This window comes from Acinetobacter sp. YH12251 (assembly GCF_013417465.1).
In the GTDB taxonomy this organism is placed as follows: domain Bacteria; phylum Pseudomonadota; class Gammaproteobacteria; order Pseudomonadales; family Moraxellaceae; genus Acinetobacter; species Acinetobacter amyesii.
In genome coordinates this window covers 44,288-61,715 of record NZ_VPDZ01000011.1, presented here as the reverse complement: position 1 = coordinate 61,715, position 17,428 = coordinate 44,288, and the positions used below count along the sequence as shown (strand labels likewise).

The 17,428-nt window shown below is 41.9% G+C and carries 16 protein-coding genes; 5 read left to right on the top strand and 11 right to left on the bottom strand.

Annotated features, from left to right (window positions below):
• Positions 1 to 56: 56 nt before the first annotated feature.
• The gene (locus FTV27_RS11200) at positions 57 to 1,574 is read right to left on the bottom strand and encodes a catalase (protein ID WP_180078527.1); all 1,518 of its coding nucleotides are present in this window, start codon (positions 1,572 to 1,574) and stop codon (positions 57 to 59) included.
• A gap of 229 nt (positions 1,575 to 1,803) precedes the next feature.
• On the opposite strand from FTV27_RS11200, the gene dtd reads away from it, so the two are divergent.
• On the top strand, positions 1,804 to 2,244 hold the full coding sequence (gene dtd / locus FTV27_RS11195; protein ID WP_180024654.1) for a D-aminoacyl-tRNA deacylase: 441 nt from the start codon (positions 1,804 to 1,806) through the stop codon (positions 2,242 to 2,244).
• Positions 2,245 to 2,308: 64 nt separating this feature from the next.
• Here the strand turns inward: dtd and FTV27_RS11190 are convergent, their stop codons facing one another.
• The 4 genes from FTV27_RS11190 to serB all read right to left on the bottom strand — a co-directional run bounded on the left by FTV27_RS11190 (position 2,309) and on the right by serB (position 5,489).
• On the bottom strand, positions 2,309 to 2,818 hold the full coding sequence (locus FTV27_RS11190; RefSeq protein WP_180024655.1) for a hypothetical protein: 510 nt from the start codon (positions 2,816 to 2,818) through the stop codon (positions 2,309 to 2,311).
• A 67-nt stretch (positions 2,819 to 2,885) separates the two neighbouring features.
• On the bottom strand, positions 2,886 to 3,365 hold the full coding sequence (locus FTV27_RS11185) for an SCP2 sterol-binding domain-containing protein (protein ID WP_078190615.1): 480 nt from the start codon (positions 3,363 to 3,365) through the stop codon (positions 2,886 to 2,888).
• A gap of 156 nt (positions 3,366 to 3,521) precedes the next feature.
• Positions 3,522 to 3,854: an AciT family ciprofloxacin tolerance protein gene (gene aciT / locus FTV27_RS11180; RefSeq protein WP_078190616.1), complete on the bottom strand. Its 333-nt coding sequence runs from the start codon at positions 3,852 to 3,854 to the stop codon at positions 3,522 to 3,524.
• Between the two features lie 414 nt (positions 3,855 to 4,268).
• Entirely contained in the window at positions 4,269 to 5,489 is a 1,221-nt protein-coding gene (gene serB / locus FTV27_RS11175; protein ID WP_180024656.1) for a phosphoserine phosphatase SerB, read from the bottom strand.
• A gap of 77 nt (positions 5,490 to 5,566) precedes the next feature.
• On the opposite strand from serB, the gene FTV27_RS11170 reads away from it, so the two are divergent.
• A complete protein-coding gene (locus tag FTV27_RS11170; protein WP_078190618.1) occupies positions 5,567 to 6,823 on the top strand; it encodes a hypothetical protein in 1,257 nt (418 codons plus the stop codon).
• Between the two features lie 49 nt (positions 6,824 to 6,872).
• Here FTV27_RS11170 and ppk1 read toward each other — a convergent pair whose 3' ends face one another.
• From ppk1 to mhpT, 5 genes are all read right to left on the bottom strand, one after another.
• Positions 6,873 to 8,936, bottom strand: coding sequence for a polyphosphate kinase 1 (ppk1, locus tag FTV27_RS11165; protein WP_180078525.1), 2,064 nt, complete (start codon positions 8,934 to 8,936; stop codon positions 6,873 to 6,875).
• 206 nt (positions 8,937 to 9,142) lie between these two features.
• Positions 9,143 to 10,111 carry a bile acid:sodium symporter family protein gene (locus tag FTV27_RS11160; protein WP_180024658.1) on the bottom strand — a complete coding sequence of 323 codons (969 nt, stop codon included), beginning with the start codon at positions 10,109 to 10,111 and terminating at the stop codon, positions 9,143 to 9,145.
• A gap of 73 nt (positions 10,112 to 10,184) precedes the next feature.
• Positions 10,185 to 10,835, bottom strand: coding sequence for a bifunctional nicotinamidase/pyrazinamidase (gene pncA, locus FTV27_RS11155; protein ID WP_180024688.1), 651 nt, complete (start codon positions 10,833 to 10,835; stop codon positions 10,185 to 10,187).
• A gap of 70 nt (positions 10,836 to 10,905) precedes the next feature.
• Positions 10,906 to 11,295, bottom strand: coding sequence for a hypothetical protein (locus FTV27_RS11150; protein ID WP_180024659.1), 390 nt, complete (start codon positions 11,293 to 11,295; stop codon positions 10,906 to 10,908).
• 152 nt (positions 11,296 to 11,447) lie between these two features.
• Complete coding sequence (gene mhpT / locus FTV27_RS11145; RefSeq protein ID WP_078193261.1) at positions 11,448 to 12,659, bottom strand: 3-(3-hydroxy-phenyl)propionate transporter MhpT; 1,212 nt, start codon at positions 12,657 to 12,659, stop codon at positions 11,448 to 11,450.
• 723 nt (positions 12,660 to 13,382) lie between these two features.
• Here mhpT and dapA point away from each other — a divergent pair.
• The 3 genes from dapA to purC are packed head-to-tail and all read left to right on the top strand — an operon-like array spanning position 13,383 to position 15,659.
• Positions 13,383 to 14,282 carry a 4-hydroxy-tetrahydrodipicolinate synthase gene (dapA, locus tag FTV27_RS11140; protein WP_078193262.1) on the top strand — a complete coding sequence of 300 codons (900 nt, stop codon included), beginning with the start codon at positions 13,383 to 13,385 and terminating at the stop codon, positions 14,280 to 14,282.
• Positions 14,283 to 14,297: 15 nt separating this feature from the next.
• Positions 14,298 to 14,903 (top strand): lipoprotein-34 precursor (NlpB), encoded by a 606-nt coding sequence (locus FTV27_RS11135; RefSeq protein ID WP_078193263.1) that lies wholly within the window; start codon positions 14,298 to 14,300, stop codon positions 14,901 to 14,903.
• Between the two features lie 36 nt (positions 14,904 to 14,939).
• A complete protein-coding gene (purC, locus tag FTV27_RS11130; protein WP_078190626.1) occupies positions 14,940 to 15,659 on the top strand; it encodes a phosphoribosylaminoimidazolesuccinocarboxamide synthase in 720 nt (239 codons plus the stop codon).
• Between the two features lie 338 nt (positions 15,660 to 15,997).
• Here the strand turns inward: purC and FTV27_RS11125 are convergent, their stop codons facing one another.
• The gene (locus FTV27_RS11125) at positions 15,998 to 17,266 is read right to left on the bottom strand and encodes a replication-associated recombination protein A (protein ID WP_180078524.1); all 1,269 of its coding nucleotides are present in this window, start codon (positions 17,264 to 17,266) and stop codon (positions 15,998 to 16,000) included.
• Between the last annotated feature and the right edge of the window lie 162 nt (positions 17,267 to 17,428).

Below are 17,428 nucleotides of genomic sequence, written 5' to 3'. Positions count from 1 at the left end.
ACTTTTTTGAGGTAACGTTCTAGACCCTAGTTACCAATCCTTCAGACTGATCGAAATTAGTCTTTCAGTTGTGCTGCTTTAGCTTTTACTGTTGCAAGGTTGCCGTTTACTGCTTTAGTCATACGCATACCGTAGTCTGCATCTGCTTTGTAGAAGTAAGACAACATGATGTGCTTGGTTTCAGAATCTTTTACGTTGCCAAGATCCGCAGCCAAGTTCATGATTAAATCGTCTTTTTCTTTAGCAGAGTATGAACGGTAAAGCTCACCCGCTTGCTTGAAGTTTTGCTCATTGGTACCGATCTGTTGAACTGTGCCTGTCAGCGGAGTTTGAACAGCGCGTGCTTTCTCAGTGGCAGCTTTAGGCACTTTACGGCTTGGCTCGTAGTTCACGTCAGAATCACGCTCGCTAACATTCATGTAGCCATCTTGGTTGTTGTTGTTAACAGCAACAAGCGGACGGTTGACTGGAATTTGCTGGTGGTTCGCGCCTAAACGGTACATTTGAGTATCTGAGTAAGAGAAGATACGACCTTGTAATAGACGGTCTTCTGAAGGCTCGATACCTGGAACTAAGTTACCTGGAGCCAATGCCACTTGTTCAGTTTCATTGAAGAAGTTTTTCGGCATACGGTTCAGCGTCAATGTACCCACTTTAGTTTCTGGAACTAAGTTCGTTGGCCAGATTTTAGTTGGATCTAGCGGATCAAAATCAAAGCTGTTGAGATCTTTAGGATCTAACACTTGGATGTAAAGATCCCATTTCGGGAAGTTGCCCGCGTTGATGTTTTTGTAAAGATCGTTGGTTAAGTGGTTGAAGTCTTTACCTTGCAGCTCCATCGCTTCTTTAACGTTCAGACCTTTCACGCCTTGTTTAGAGCGGAAGTTGAACTTCACGTATTTATATTCGCCTTTGTCGTTGTACAGTTTGAATGCGTGTACACCGAAACCATCTTGCTCACGGTAGCTAGTTGGAACACCTTGGTTACCATACACATAAGTCAACATGTTGGTTGCCCATGGTTGGCTAGACAAGAAGTCAAATACGCGGTTCGCGTCTTGAACGTTGTCAATTGGGCTTGGCTTCATTGCGTGAATGAAGTCAGGGAATTTAATTGCATCACGAATGAAGAAGACTGGAGTTTGGTTACCCACTAAATCCCAGTTGCCTTCTTGCGTATAGAACTTGATCGCGAAACCGTGCGGGTCACGTAGAGTTTCTGGAGAATGTTTACCGTGAATTACAGTCGAGAAACGTAAGAAAACTGGAGTCTTAGTACCTGCTTTGAACAATGAAGCAATGGTGAGATCAGATAAATCTTTAGTTGCAACGAATTCACCATACGCACCTGTACCACGGGCATGTACCACACGCTCAGGAATACGCTCACGACCAAAACGTTGTAATTTTTGAACCAATTGTACGTCTTGAAGTAGAACTGAACCATTTGGACCCGCAGTAATCGAGTTTTGGTTATCGCCTACTGGTGCACCATTGTCTTTTGTTAATGGCGCTGCTTGAGTCGCCACTGTTGCTGTTGCTAACATCGCAACCAATAAAGAACGCTTAAACATCGTCTTAATCTCTCTGTTAAATACCTTTCCTGCCCCGCAAAGATACTGATACTTAATAAATAGATAAAACAGATTATTTTTATAAATTCAATCGTATTATTAGATTTATAAAAAATATACAGTTCATTTTCAAATGTTTGAGCCCAAAATTTTCTAAACATCGCTTCGAAAGAATGCTGTCTTTGCTAAAATCCCTGCCCTATGTTCAATTTTCTACTCGGAAGAAGTTATGCGGGCCTTGTTACAACGTGTTTTGGAAGCCAAAGTGGTGGTCGATGGTGAGATCACGGGTGAAATCAATCACGGTATTTTAGTGTTTTTAGGACTTGGTAAAGCTGACGATTTAGAAAAGGGCAAAAAACTGATCGATAAGATATTGAAATACCGTTTTTTTGATGATGAACAAGGCAAGATGGGCTGGAATGTCAGTCAAGCTGGCGGTGGTATCCTCTTGGTGTCTCAATTTACTCTGATGGCACAAACGCAAAAAGGCCTGCGCCCTGATTTTGGCCCTGCCATGCCGCCAAGCGATGCCAAAGCACTGTATGAACAGCTGGTCGATTACACCAAGAGCCAATATGACCATGTACAAACAGGCATCTTTGCTGCCGACATGAAAGTGCATTTGGTCAATGATGGGCCGGTCACTTTTAATTTAGAAATTGAATAAAAACGAAGTAATAAAAAAGCCCTCAGTTGAGGGCTTTTTTATTACTTAAATTAAATCTCAGCTTTTACAGCGTTGTAATTAATTTTGCGCGTTGCATCATATCTACTGGAATATCTTTCACAAGCATAACTGTTAATGATTGCTCATTTTTCTTTGACGTTGTTGTTTGATTTGCGTCTAAAACAGCATTTACATCAGCGGGATTCAATGTATACATTGCACCAGTAGCTGGATCAACAATTAATAAACCAATTAATCCACCAAAAATAATATTGGCTACATACCAACCATTTACTGTCCCTGTTACCTGCACAGTTTTTGTTTGAAAACCATCTTTTTTGAACGTTACTTCATAAGCTGCTGGTTTAAAATATCCTGTACCGCGTTTTAAAGTTACAGTTGCAGGTGTGATGCCAGTATGTACTTTTTCTCCAGCTTTATTTGTAATCGAAATCGATGCTTCATCTGGCACTGACTTAAAGGTTAAAGTTTGAGTTGACCCCGAAATAATGCTTGCACAACCTGTCATTGTTAATGATGCGGCAATTAAACCCGATGTAATTAATTTTTTCATAAAAATACCCCCTAAAAAGCGGAGGTATTGTTACCAAAAAAGCGTTAAATTTCAATTAAAATTAAATTTATTTACCGGTTTTCTCTTTAATAAACGCACGTGCGATTTTGATTTTTTCTTTAACCGGTTTTGGAAGTTTAGGTGGAATTAACTTCGCCACTTGGTTAAACCAAACCAGTAGACCAAAATCACCTTCCATTTTAATACTGCCATTTTGCATACCCGTCATAAATGCTGTTGGGTCACCTTTCATTAGGGTTTTCACGCCCTGTTCGCTGTCCGCAAATTGCAAAATAAAGTCTGCTTTTTCAGCATCGCCTGAAACAGTATCAATCTGTCCGTTATTTACAATAATTTGACGTGCAACACCTAAATCCGTGCCGATTTGAATGCGGAATTGACGTTCATGAACCAATTCAATGAATTTAGGGCTAGTACGTGCAAGCTGTTTCATACGAAGCGCTAAACCTGCCACGAGTAAATCAAGTGGATCCGTGCTGACATCAACTAAAGGTAGTTTTACGACAGGAATTGATGATAGTTTCATGACTTAAAGCCTATTGTAATTGTTGGAAAATTGACTGGCTTCATCCTACCATAACTTGGCTTTTGAGAAGTAAGGCTTTGTATCTCAAATCGGACTAATGCGTTCATAAAAAAATGCGCCCTTAGGCGCATTTTCATTGAAATTTTGTTCTGGCACTTATCGGCTCGAACATTGCTGTTCTTCATCATATACAGGCGTGTGCTCTATACATTGGCGCTTTGCCATCGCACGCTCTGCACGGCGGTCTTCACGTAACAATACTAAAGTGAATACCACCATTGCGGCCATTAATGCCGTTAAATAACTATAAGTCACTGATAATTCAAACATGGTTTGTGTGCCAAATCGAATCACTTCAATGAGTCCCCACACCAGCATCCCCGCCAGCATAAAACTTAACCAGCGACGATAAGGCGAGAAGAAAACAGCAATCACAGCCGCCGATACCAAGCTCAGGCCAACGATTGTTGCTAAATTCGCTGTTAACATAAAAACCTCCGTCATTTGACAACTGACATCTCTTGTCTTACAGGATGCTGAGCCGTCTCACTACTGTATCTTCAGTAAATAGATTTGGTCGATCTCAATCTCTTGCAAGCATTATGCTGAGTTTTTTGCATAAAAAAAGTCTCGTTTTTTGTTAATGCGACACACCTTGTCGCAACATTATTTTGTCATTACATTTTTTCTTTTTAAAGAATTTCTAGAACAATGATGGCATCTCGTTTCGAGTGTCATTACAAAAAAAACAGCTGGTTTTAGGCTAAAAAAATTAATTTTTCGAATGCTGTTAATCGTTGTTTTTATCGACAATTTTCTTCTACCGTTCATCGGATGAGCTGAATTCTTGGCATAAAAAAACGCAGCCTTTTGGCTACGTTTTTGACTGTGCCTTAAATGGTTTTAAGCACGATTTAAATCTTTATCATGCACACCAAGCAGGTAAAGAACACCATCTAGACCCACGCTTGAAATGGCTTGATTGGCATTTTGACGCACTAAAGGTTTCGCACGGAAAGCAACGCCTAAGCCGGCTAAAGACAACATTGGCAAATCATTCGCACCATCACCGACTGCAATGGCTTGTTCTAATGAAATCCCCATTTCTTCAGCGATTTGTGTCAATAAGAAGGCTTTGCGAGCACCATCCACAATATGGCCTTTCACTTCACCTGTTACCGCGCCATCTTGGACGTCCAGTACATTGGCATGCACTTCATCGATACCCAGTTTTGCTTGTAAATATTCGGCAAAATACTGAAAACCACCTGACAAAATAGCTGTGCGATATCCCAATGATTTAAGGGTTGAAATCAGACGTTCCGCACCTTCTGTAATGGTCAGACGTTCTGCAATTTTAGGCAATACCGAAGCATCCATACCTTTGAGCAGTGCCACACGTGCACGGAAACTTTGTTGGAAATCGAGTTCACCTTGCATAGCACGTTCAGTGATTTCAGCCACTTGAGCGCCGACACCCGCTTCAATCGCCAATTCGTCAATCACTTCTTGCTCAATCAGCGTCGAGTCCATATCAAAGCAGACCAAACGACGATTACGACGGTAAGCATTGTCCTCTTGAACGGCAACATCTACCCCAAGTTCGGTAGATAGACGTAAACATGCTGCACGCATTGCAGTGGCATCCAACATTTGGCCTTTTAAACCAAATTGAACGCAGGCACGGCGCGGACCTTCGCTTGATCCATCTAACTCTGGACGGCCAGATAAACGCGTCACAGTTTCAATATTGAAGCCTTGGTTCGACACAATATTTGTAACTGCCTGTAAATGAGACGCCTGTAATTCTGGCGCAAGTGCCGTAACGATATAGCGTGTGCGGCCTCCCTCATTTACCCATTGTTGATATTCTGTTGTAGAGATTGGTTTAAAGCGCACAGTTAAGCCAATATCATGTGCTAAAATCAACATTTCCTTCATGGCTAATGCTGTCGCAGTCTGGTCTTCCGACGAAACAACAATACCTAAAGTCAGCTGATTGTGGATGACTGCTTGTCCGACATCTAAAATCTGTAAGGAATGTGCGGACAAAACCTGCATTAATCGTGTAAATTGATTAGGTTGGTCAGGTCCTAAAAGTGATATAAGAATGATTTCTCGCATGAATTGACTCGGGTCTGAGCTACAACTAATGTAAGAATCATAATCTAAATTGAATAGAATTGCCTTGGAAGTTTACGTTGAATGCGCCTAGACAAGGGCTATTTGCTAGCCTATTAGTAGTTTGTTTTGCTTTGCATACCTTTTTATTGGTATTGGCAACAACCCACCAACTGAACGAAAACCGTGCCAGTCAGGGACAACTGATGACCAGTCAATTGGTTACAGACAGCCTATCTGAGCTTGAGCCGGCCAATACCGTATCATTAGCCTTACTTGCTGACCGCTATGCAACCAACCCGAGCGTGGCTTCCATCCGCATTTTAAATGCCAATAATCAAGTTTTGGCCACAGGCGGTTTGACCAAAACCCGTGATGGTGAAATCTTTGTTCGTGATGCGCTGCAAAACGAAAAGAAAGTCGGAACAGTTGAAATCACCTTAATTAAACCAAGTATTGGTGAAATCTTACGTACGCAATGGGCTGCGATTCTATTTTCATTATTCTTACATGGCTTGTTGTGGTTGGCGTATCGCGCAATTGCACGTCCAAGTCGTACTGAATATTTAGCGCGAATCAACAATGAATCACGTCTAAAACACGAAATTCAAACGCTAGCGCAGGCTTTAGAACAAGAAAAACATAATGCCGCTGTGGCGATTGCTCAAGCGCAGCAAAATGCGCAAGCCAAAGCAAAACAGCATAAAGACATGAAACCAGTGGTTCTCGACAGCAACAGCTTGGCATTAAATATTCAATTTTATGATCCGAAACAGCTGCTCGATAGCGTCAACAAAACCGTGTCTGTGCCGTATTTTAATCTCTGCCAAATTTTCTTGAATAAAACCACAGAACTCTGTGTTCAACATTATAAATTGAACAGTTCTGACATCAGTACGGTGCATAAGTTTGATGAACATGGTGCAACCATCAGCATGACCGCTGACACTCCAGATGCGCTGCGTTGCCTCACCATGATCAGCTCAGTATTCCAATTGCTTTCTGATGTTTTATATAAACGCTACCGTGAAGAAAAACGTTTCGTTTTACAAACTCGTAGTGCGATTTCAAGCTCTGTCGAAGCCATGCAATTGTCTTCTGTACAAGCAGCTGAGCGTTTGGTTCAACAATTGGTTGCCAAAGAAAGTGCTATTCATGTGCCGACAACTTTGCTCAAAGAGATTTCAGATCATTTCCAATTGGTCAGTTTGCCAAATCCGACCAATGTGCTCACTCGTCATGCATTTATGCTCAATGGGATGGACAGTGATGCCGCTGAATTGGCTCAAAACTTCAGAACTGAAATTTTAAAATCCAAACAGTCAAAAGCCTCGTAAAGGTTTGAGCGAAATCAAAAATCCCGACTTGAGTCGGGATTTTTTTGTCTTAAACGGTCGAAATTTTCTGTGCAATCAAATATTTTTGCGCATTATGCGGTTCGGCACCTGCTTCAACCGCGACTTTCTCCCATTGCCCATTCGACTGCATTTCCCATGCATTTTGATTATCTTCCAAATAGTTAAGTAAACAATCTTTCATAATGCGTTTTTTCAAACGGCTTTCCAAAATGGGAAAACAGGTTTCAACCCGTGAAAATAAGTTACGTCCCATCCAATCGGCACTGGCACAGTACAATCGTTTTTCGCCTGCATGCTCAAAATAATACACTCGAGTATGCTCTAAGAAGCGTCCGACGATAGATCTCACATGAATATTCTCAGACATACCTTTGACCTGAGGAATCAAACAACAAATCGAACGGATAATTAAATCTACAGATACCCCTGCTTGCGATGCACGATACAAAGCAGCAATCAGTTGCGGTTCCGTGAGTGCATTGACCTTCACAATAATTCTTGCGTATTTTCCCGCTTGTGCGGCAACAATTTCCTGTTCAATCAGTTTCAGTAATTCAGTATGCAGGGTAAATGGTGCATGCAGTAAGGCTTTCAGCTTCGCCATCTTGCCCATACCGGTCAATTCCTGAAACATGCGATGCACATCCTCGCAAATATCGGGATGCGTCGTCATCAGGCCATAATCGGTATACATCCGCGCATTGCCTGCGTGGTAATTACCTGTTCCCAAATGGGCGTAGCGCAATAGTTGATTATTTTCACGGCGTACAATCAAAATCATCTTGGCATGGGTTTTATAGCCCACAATGCCATACACCACGACAGCCCCAGCTTCTTGCAATATATTGGCCACAGTAATATTGGATTCTTCATCAAACCGTGCCCGAAGTTCGATGACTGCGGTTACTTCCTTGCCGTTGCGTGCCGCCTCCGCTAAAACTTGTACGATGTCCGAATCTGGCCCACTACGATAGAGCGTCTGCTTAATGGCTAAAACCTGAGGGTCTTTTGCAGCTTCACGTAATAAGTTGATGACCGGTTGAAAGGAGTCAAACGGATGATGTAACAACACATTTTGTGTTTTTAATACATCAAAAATCGCGGTTTGTTTACGAAAAACTTTAGGAATAATCGGTGTATAGACCGGATATTTCAGTTCAGGTCGATTAAAACTGGTACTGAGACGCGATAAATTGATCGGGCCGTCAATGCGATAGAGCTCCTGCTCACTCAAATCAAATTCATCTAACAAATAATCAATAATGCTTTGCGGACAATCATCTTCAATTTCTAAGCGAACTGCCCGACCAAAACGCCGTGAAGACAATTCATCTTTTAATGCCACCGCCAAGTCATCCACATCTTCAGCCAGAACTAAATCTGCATTGCGTGTCACTCGAAAGGCATAACAGCCCGTCGCTTTCATCCCCGGAAATAGGTCATTGATGTGTTGCTGAATAATGGCGGTCAGGAAAATTTGTGTCTCTGCACTGCCTTCAACCTCGGCGGGCATTTTGATTAAACGCGGCAATGAGCGTGGCGCAGGCACAATTGCCATTTCAATGGCACGACCAAAGGCATCTTTACCTTCTAGACTCACAATAAAGTTGAGGCTTTTATTGACCAAGCGTGGAAACGGATGCGATGGATCTAAGCTAATTGGTGTTAAGACTGGTTGAACTTCTTTACTAAAATAATGGCTAATCCACGCCCGATGTTTTTCTAAAATATCTTTAAATTGAATAAAGCGAATGCCTTCACTTTGTAATGCAGGCAATACAGCATGATTGAGGGTCTGGTATTGCTCTGCAACCGTGTCATGAATCACTTGGGAAAGTTCATCTAAGACCACTTCAGTCGGAATGGCATCTGGCGTCCGTGCAATCACATTCAAATCTCGTTGTTTCATCAGCCCCGCAATGCGAATTTCAAAGAATTCATCTAAATTGCGTGAAAAAATGATGAGAAAATTCAAGCGTTCAAGTAAAGGTAAACTTGAATCGAGTGCCTGAGCCAAGACCCGCCGATTGAAATCTAAAAGTGACAATTCACGATTATAATAGGTCTCTGATGAATGCTGAAAATGTTGCATACCCTCTCAATGCTGTTTGAAACAGTCTATATCTAAAGTGTTTGCCGGCATGTTAGGCAGCGGATATGACACTTATGTTACAAATAGCATTAATCAATTAAAAAAGCATGCAATTCCCTAAAGCCCTGTTCATCAAATCGTAAAATTTATTTTCGACATCAAAAAAGAGGGACATTGCCCTCTATTTTACTGAATTGTTTTTTTGTTTATTGCACAGGCTTGTCTTGTTCCAATGCTTTGGGCTCACTCGTCCGTGCTGCCCAATAGGTTGCCAGTGCGGGACCCGAAATATTGTGCCACAAACTAAAAATCGCACTCGGCACAGCGGTCAGAGGTGAAGCGGCAAAATGGGTCGCCGCCAATGCCACACCCAAACCTGAGTTTTGCATCCCAACTTCAATCGACACTGCTTTACAGTCTGCATAGGGCAATTTAAATATTCGGCTGGCCCAAAAACCCAATAGATAGCCCAAGCCATTATGTAAGGCCACTACCCCCAGAATCAGTAAACCTGATTGCAAAATCTGTGTTCGGCTACCCGCAATGATTGCCGCCACAATCGCCACAATTGCTACAACAGAAACCAATGGCATGACCTGTATATAGGCATCCACTCGGTGCTTAAAGACAGTTCGAATCATTAACCCCACAATGATCGGAAATAAAACCACTTGTAAAATTGAAACCAACATCGATGCCGCATTAATTTCAATCCATTGGCTTGCCAGCAAATAGAAAATCGCAGGGGTTAAAACCGGTGCGAGTAATGTCGCAACAGAGGTACAAGCAACAGATAATGCGGTATTGCCTTTTGCCATATAGGTGATGACATTAGAAGCCGTTCCACCCGGACAGCAACCGACAAGAATGACCCCGATCGCGATTTCTGTCGGCAGTTGTAATAATTTACACAAGAAAAAAGCCAATCCCGGCATCACAATAAACTGTGCCAAAACCCCGATCATCACAGCTTTAGGGCTTTGCAATACACTTTTAAAATCTTGCAGTGTCATGGTCATGCCCATACCCAACATAATGATGCCTAGCATCCATGGGATATATGCTTTTAACCAAACAAATACATCGGGAAAAAACATGGCGAGCGCTGCAAACAGCACCACCCAAATCGCAAATGTTTTCTGCACAAATTGAGTGAATTTTAAGAAAGCCGACATAGGCATCTTCCATTTAAATACAGGGACAAAAAAAGGCACACCCTTGTGCCTTTTCTCAACTGAGCCCACTGGGTCATGCCAAAGATAATGCCTGTGCATGCTGCTGCACAATATCTTTCAGGTAAATACGCTTCACCCCATTCGCCAACATGTCTTGCCATGCATGCTGAAGCGAACCCTGTAAATCGATCCCTTTGGTCAAATCAGCAATCACAAAAGTTTCAAAACCAAGCTTACGTGCATCCATTGCCGTCCATGCAACACAGAAATCCGTGGCAATGCCCACCACAAAGACTGTATCAATACCACGTTCGCGCAAATAGCCCGCCAAACCTGTTGAAGTTTTCTGATCTGCTTCCATAAAAGCAGAGTAGCTGTCGATATGCTGATGAAAACCTTTACGGATAATCAGCTGCGCCGTCGGTAAATTTAAATTAGGATGCAATTCGGCATCCTGTGTGCCTTGTACACAATGCGTCGGCCACAATACTTGCGTTCCATAATTCAGCTCTATGCTGTCATAAGGTACATGCTCAGGATGATTTTCAGCAAAAGAGATATGGTCGGCTGGATGCCAATCTTGAGTCAGCACAATATTCGTAAAGTATTGCCCCAGTTGATTAATCCCTGGAATAATTTGATCGGCATTGGCAACAGCCAACTGACCACCCGGGGTAAAACCATTTTGTACATCGACCACAATCAGCGCTGTATTTTTTTGCATATCTCTCCATCCGTTGTCATGCATTTTCGGCGACTCTACTGATTCGCTCATATTTTAAAAGCCTTAGTATTCAGTCCTGTGCATAAAAATAAAATGACTGTCCTTCCTGACAATACCGATACTTGGGCAAATGCTCAACCAGCCGCTGTGCAAATCGTGGGTAAATACGGGCTTTTCGCCGAGTCGAAGCATGAAAATAAAAATATCGCGGTTGATGTTGAAAGATATATTTTAATAAATGGCTGCGTGTCTGTTGCATGACCTCAAACGCATTAATCTTTTCAGCAACATCTTCTAGGGTAGGTTCATCGGCAAAGGCCAACCACGCATTTTTTCTCGGCTGTTGGCGATGTCTTTGAAATACAGGTTTGAGTTCCAAGATAAATTCGTGCTGATGTAGATACAAACTAAATTCACGTTGATCAACTTTAAAAATTGCGACCAGTTTTCTTGCTGACATAGCCCCTCTACGTTGATTTTTTGTTTTTTCTTTCTGCTGTATTTTTACATAAAATACATTTATTTATATTGGTTTAGAGCATTAGTGCGACTTCTATTGTCGCCATAAAAAAAGCCCGCATGATGCGGGCTTTTTTTGATATGGCATGTTCCTTATGATGGAATACGACGTACCAATAACAACATAAATATTGCAGAGATTGCGATACATGGAATTGCCGCGGTAATCACCCCTGCCGCACCAAAACCTGCTGCCAATAACTGACCCGCAATTGCAGGGCCTAACATTGCACCGACACGACCAACGGCTGAAGCTACACCAACACCCGTACCACGTAACTGTGTCGGATACACGATACCACCGAAGGCATACAATACGCCTTGGCAACCAATCACGAATGCACCGACTAAAGCTGACGCCATGTACATTTGAGTCAATGAACCTGCACCATTCAGCGCAAATAGACCTGCCAAAATACCGCCGTACATCAAAATGATCACATAAGCTTTCTTCCAACGATCAGTCAACATACCTAAAATGATCGTACCAATGGTTGCACTCACCATGAAGTAGAACTGCGCAGTTGCACCATCTTTACGAGTGAAACCGAGTTCGGTGAACAACGACGGTAACCAGCTCAACATGATGTACACCACCATCAAGGTGAAGAAGTAGCTCACCCAAATTGAGAAAGTACGTAAACGGTTTTCTGTGTTAAAGAGGTTTTTGAAAGCACCTTGTTGCACTTCGCCATTGGCGGTCGCTTGAACCGCTTGATCTTTGGCTTTCAAGAATTCACGCGATTCGGGCAGGAACCAAATCATCAATGGAATCACAACAATCGGTAATAAACCGCCTAAATAGAAAATATTTTTCCAGTTTGCACCGAAGTCCGTCATTGCAACTAATGACAAGATTGCCGCACCCACAGGCATACCACAGTACATCAAACCGACTGCACGGCCACGATTTTGTGGCGTTACCGCTTCAGATGCCAAGGTAATTAAAATTGGCATTGCTGCACCTAAACCTGCACCTGCAAGAAAACGTACAGCGAGTAAGCTATGGAAGCTATTTACCCATACCGTACATAAGGTAAAGATGGCGAACATCCCCGTAGACCAAATTAATACTTTTTTACGGCCCATTCGGTCTGCAATCCGACCACCCAACAAAGCACCAGGTAATAATCCTAAAATACCGGCACTAAAAAACACCCCTAGCTGCGAGCTATCCAGCCCGAAATATTCACGAATCCCTGCTGCTGCAATACCTGCAGCCTGAATATCCAGACCTTCGATTACGGCAATAAGGAAGCAGATTGCTACCGTGACAATAGCATGCTTATTATCTGACTTTTCCATTGGAGAATCCTTGTTGTCATCAGCGTTCAAATTAAGTCGCATCATCGCTGAGCCTTATAAAGGATATAACTACCAATAAGTTGAAGCCTTTCGTCCAAAATTGGATTACGTGCATGGTGTAATAGTTTTTGTGCTTTAAGTCACAAAGTCGTAAAAACAATTAAAAATTTAAAATAAAAAAATATGAATCGTGCAATGAACAGTCAAATCAAGCGATCTTTTTAAACACTCATAAAAACATGTCTATTTCTATTAGATATAAAAAAGATTATTACCCAAGTTTTTAACAATCATTTGTAATAAAACCCGAGCGAATTGATATAGTTTTTAAATCTTTAGTCATTGTTATTTAATCTTAAATTCTGATTAAAAAGCACGGAATACACATAGATCAACCTTTTGCTGATGATTTAATCAATCCCATCAACCATGCCAACCCTCTCGATTGAATAACACATTTTCAAGATTCAGCCCTTGCTAAACAATTTTCAGGCTGCAAAAAAACCGCTATTTTACACTTGATTGTTTTAAGTTTGATTTGTATAAAGAATTTTATGGCTTTGACCAAAGCATATTGTTCTTATGCGTTTGATCAGTCATAATTTGCGTAAGCATTATTCAACTTGGGTATAGCCCAATGAACATGCTACAAATCAAAATTCGAAACCATCCAGAAATCAATATTTCATCTTGTCGGATGGACAAATAGGATAGCTTTTCAAAATGACTCAGCAAGCTCAGACCATTCAAGGTTCAATTGTCGCAATCGTCACCCCAATGTTTGAAGATGGCAGCGTAGATTGGAAGAGCCTCGAGAAGCTGGTTGAGTGGCATATAAAGCAAGGCACCAATAGTATTGTTGCTGTAGGGACTACAGGTGAAGCTTCTACCTTGAGCATGGCCGAACACACTCAGGTGATCAAAGAAATCATCCGTGTGGCGAACAAACGCATTCCAATTATTGCCGGCACAGGTGCAAACTCAACCCACGAAGCAATTGAACTCACCAAAGAAGCCAAAGAATTAGGTGCAGATGCGGCATTATTAGTTACACCATACTATAACAAACCTACCCAAGAAGGCCTGTATCAACACTACAAAGCGATTGCTGAAGCTGTTGATTTACCTCAAATTTTGTACAATGTACCTGGCAGAACCGGTGTAGACATGCACAACGACACCGTGATCCGTCTTGCTGATATTCCACAAATCGTGGGCATTAAAGACGCCACTGGCGATGTTCCTCGTGGTCAAGAACTCATTGAAGGCCTTAAAGGCAAAGATATGGTGGTGTACTCAGGTGATGATGCAACGGCTTATCAGTTAATGGGTTTAGGTGCTAAAGGCAACATTTCGGTTACTGCGAACGTGGCGCCAAAAGAAATGAGCGAAGTGTGTGCAAGCGCTTTGGCGGGTGACGCAGTCCAAGCCGAGCAACAAAACAATACTGTTGCAAATTTACATCAAATTTTATTTTGCGAATCGAACCCAATTCCTGTGAAATGGGCACTTCATGAGATGAACCTGATTGAAACAGGCATTCGCTTACCATTAACACCCCTTGCAGAACAATATCGTACTCCGCTTCGTGAAGCACTCATCACTGCGGGCGTTATCAAATAAAGAAGAGCAAACATCATGCAATTACGTTTAGGACTTAGCCTGGCACTTTCAGTATTTACATTAGCCGGTTGTAGTTCACTTGCCTTTAATAATGGCACACTGGACTATAAACAAACCACAGATGTTGAACCGCTGAAATACCCTGAAGGGTCAATGGTTCGTCCTGCAACGCCTTTGTATCCTGCTCCATCAGTTGACCCACTAGCAATTGAGCATGCACCAAAGCTTGAAAATAAGCGCGGCAATCGCTATGCCCTTCCGCGTCCAGCCGCGGAAAAAAATAATGTCGTCGCAGATTCCTCAACAGACAGTACAAATATTAGCCGCCCTCAACTATTGGTGGATGGAAATCAAAATCCACTGATCAAAGTTGAAGGAAATTCTGCTACAATTTGGCAATACACACTTGCTACCCTCAGCAGCCTTAACCATACCATTGTTGGTCAGAGCAAAAACCGTTACGAAGTAACCGTCAAGGTCGATCAGCAGACCTATGTCTTAAGACTTTCTTCTGTAGGTTCAAGCAATAACATCGCTGTATTCAATGCCGATAACAGTTTTGCAGACAAAGAAAAAGCTGCAGATCTGTTAGCTCAGATTTACCAAAATTGGCCAGCCTAGTCGTACTAGGCATTTTTTCTCGAAAAAGGTTCCCTCATGTTAAAACAAACCTTGCTCTATACTGGTAAAGCGAAATCTGTTTATGAAACAGATAGTTCTGACCACCTCATCCTAGTTTTCCGTGACGATGCTTCTGCATTCAACGGTGAAAAAATTGAACAACTGGATCGCAAAGGTAAGGTGAACAACCGTTTTAACGCCTTTATCATGGAAAAATTGGCTGCGGCTGGTATCGAAACTCATTTCGAAAAACTTCTTTCTCCAACTGAAGTTTTAGTGAAAAAATTGACTATGGTTCCTGTAGAGTGCGTAATTCGTAACTATGCAGCAGGTTCACTTTGCCGTCGTTTAGGCGTTGAAGAAGGTAAAGAACTTACTCCGCCAACTTTCGAATTGTTCTTCAAAGACGATGCGTTAGGCGACCCAATGGTGAATGAATCACAAGCGATTGCATTAGGTTGGGCGACTGCAGAACAACTCGCTCAAATGAAAGAATTGACTTATAAAGTAAACGAAGTACTTAAAGGTCTATTCGATGCAGGCAACATGCTGCTTGTTGACTTTAAACTTGAATTTGGCGTGTTCCACGACCGTATCGTACTAGGCGACGAATTCTCTCCAGACGGCTGCCGTCTATGGGACAAAGACACTAAGAAAAAACTCGACAAAGACCGTTTCCGTCAAGGTTTAGGCGGTGTGGTTGAAGCTTATGAAGAAGTTGCTGCACGTTTAGGTATCGACCTTTCTGATATCTAAGTCGTTCATCGATTTAAAAAACCGAGCTCTTTAGCTCGGTTTTTTAATGAAATATTACTCGATTAATCCTTGATCGAAAAAACAAATGTTAACCATAAAAAACCTCTGTTTCACATTTACCCACGTTCACACTAAGATAGCTACATATCAGGCAGCACCAGGATCTATACTTCTCCAATGTGTATGCCGACCAGATTTTCCATCTACCCTCTAGGATGTATCTCCCCAAAGACATCCTATTTTTTCAGCCCAGCTCGCCTTGAGTTGGGCTTTTTTTTGCATGAAATAGACATAAAAAAGGGCGCCGAAGCGCCTTCCCATTATGATCATTCAAATTATTACTGCTGTTGTTGCATCCAACGTCGTTGCTGCAAACGCTCACCTTCGACTTCACGTTTATTGCGTGCAGACTCATACAGCTTAGTGCCTTTTAGTTCAGGCGGCATATAGTCCTGCATGACAAAATGTTCAGGATAATTATGTGGATATAAATAGTCCACGCCATAGCCTTGCTCTTTCATCAATTTGGTTGGCGCATTTCTCAAATGTAGTGGCACAGGTAAATTCGAGGTTTTTTCTGCCAAATCTAAGGCTTTGTTGATGGCCAAATAAGTACTATTACTTTTAGCACTGGTTGCCAAATATACCGCACATTGCCCCAAAATGATTCGACATTCAGGCATACCAATTGCCTGCACAGATCGGAAACATTCTCCAGCCAACAGTAAAGCATTTGGATTTGAGTTGCCAATATCTTCAGATGCCGCAATCAACATACGACGGGCAATAAAAACAGGATCTTCACCTCCTTTGAGCATTCGAGCCATCCAATACAAAGCGGCATCTGGATCACTGCCTCGAATCGACTTAATAAAAGCCGAAACTAGATCATAATGCTGTTCGCCCGATTTGTCATAGCGTGCAATATTTTGCTGCGCAACTTTGACTACCACCGCATTGTTAATGATATTCTCTAAGTCTGGCTCAAACGTACTGGCGATTAAATCTAAAAGATTTAATGCTTTACGAGCGTCACCTGCGGCAAATTGAAATAAAGCTTCATATTCTTCGATTTGAATATAACGCTCTTTTAAAAACGAATCTTGCTGAATGGCTTGATCCAATAAGCGCTGAATTGCGTCATTATCCAGAGCATTTAAGGTATACACCTGACAACGCGACAATAAGGCATTATTAACTTCAAATGAAGGGTTTTCTGTGGTTGCACCAATCAGGGTAATTTTGCCCTTTTCAACCGCATTCAGTAAGGCATCTTGTTGTGACTTATTAAAACGATGAATTTCATCAATAAACACCACAGGTGTCAATAAATCTCCACCATCGGCGATGATTTCACGTAACTCTTTCACCCCAGTATTGAGCGCAGATAAACTAATAAATGGTCGGTCAACAGCCTGCGCCAACAACAATGCAATCGTGGTTTTACCTACACCCGGAGGTCCCCAAAAAATAATCGATGGCAAATGCCCTTGGTCAATCATCTGGCGTAACGGTGCATCTTCACCTAAAAGGTGATCTTGTCCAATAATTTGAGATAAATCATGAGGACGCATGCGTTCAGGAAGAGGAATTTGGCTGTCTGACATCTTATTATTTCGTTTCCGGCAATTGGGGACGTTTTTTCTATTCTAACACTGCCTTGGCAGAATCTTTGCTTTATTCGGTATTCAATTTAGGAAGGTGGTTTAATGTCGTTATTTAATTATCTTGCATGTAAAAAAGCTTAGGCGAATGTTAACTATAATGTA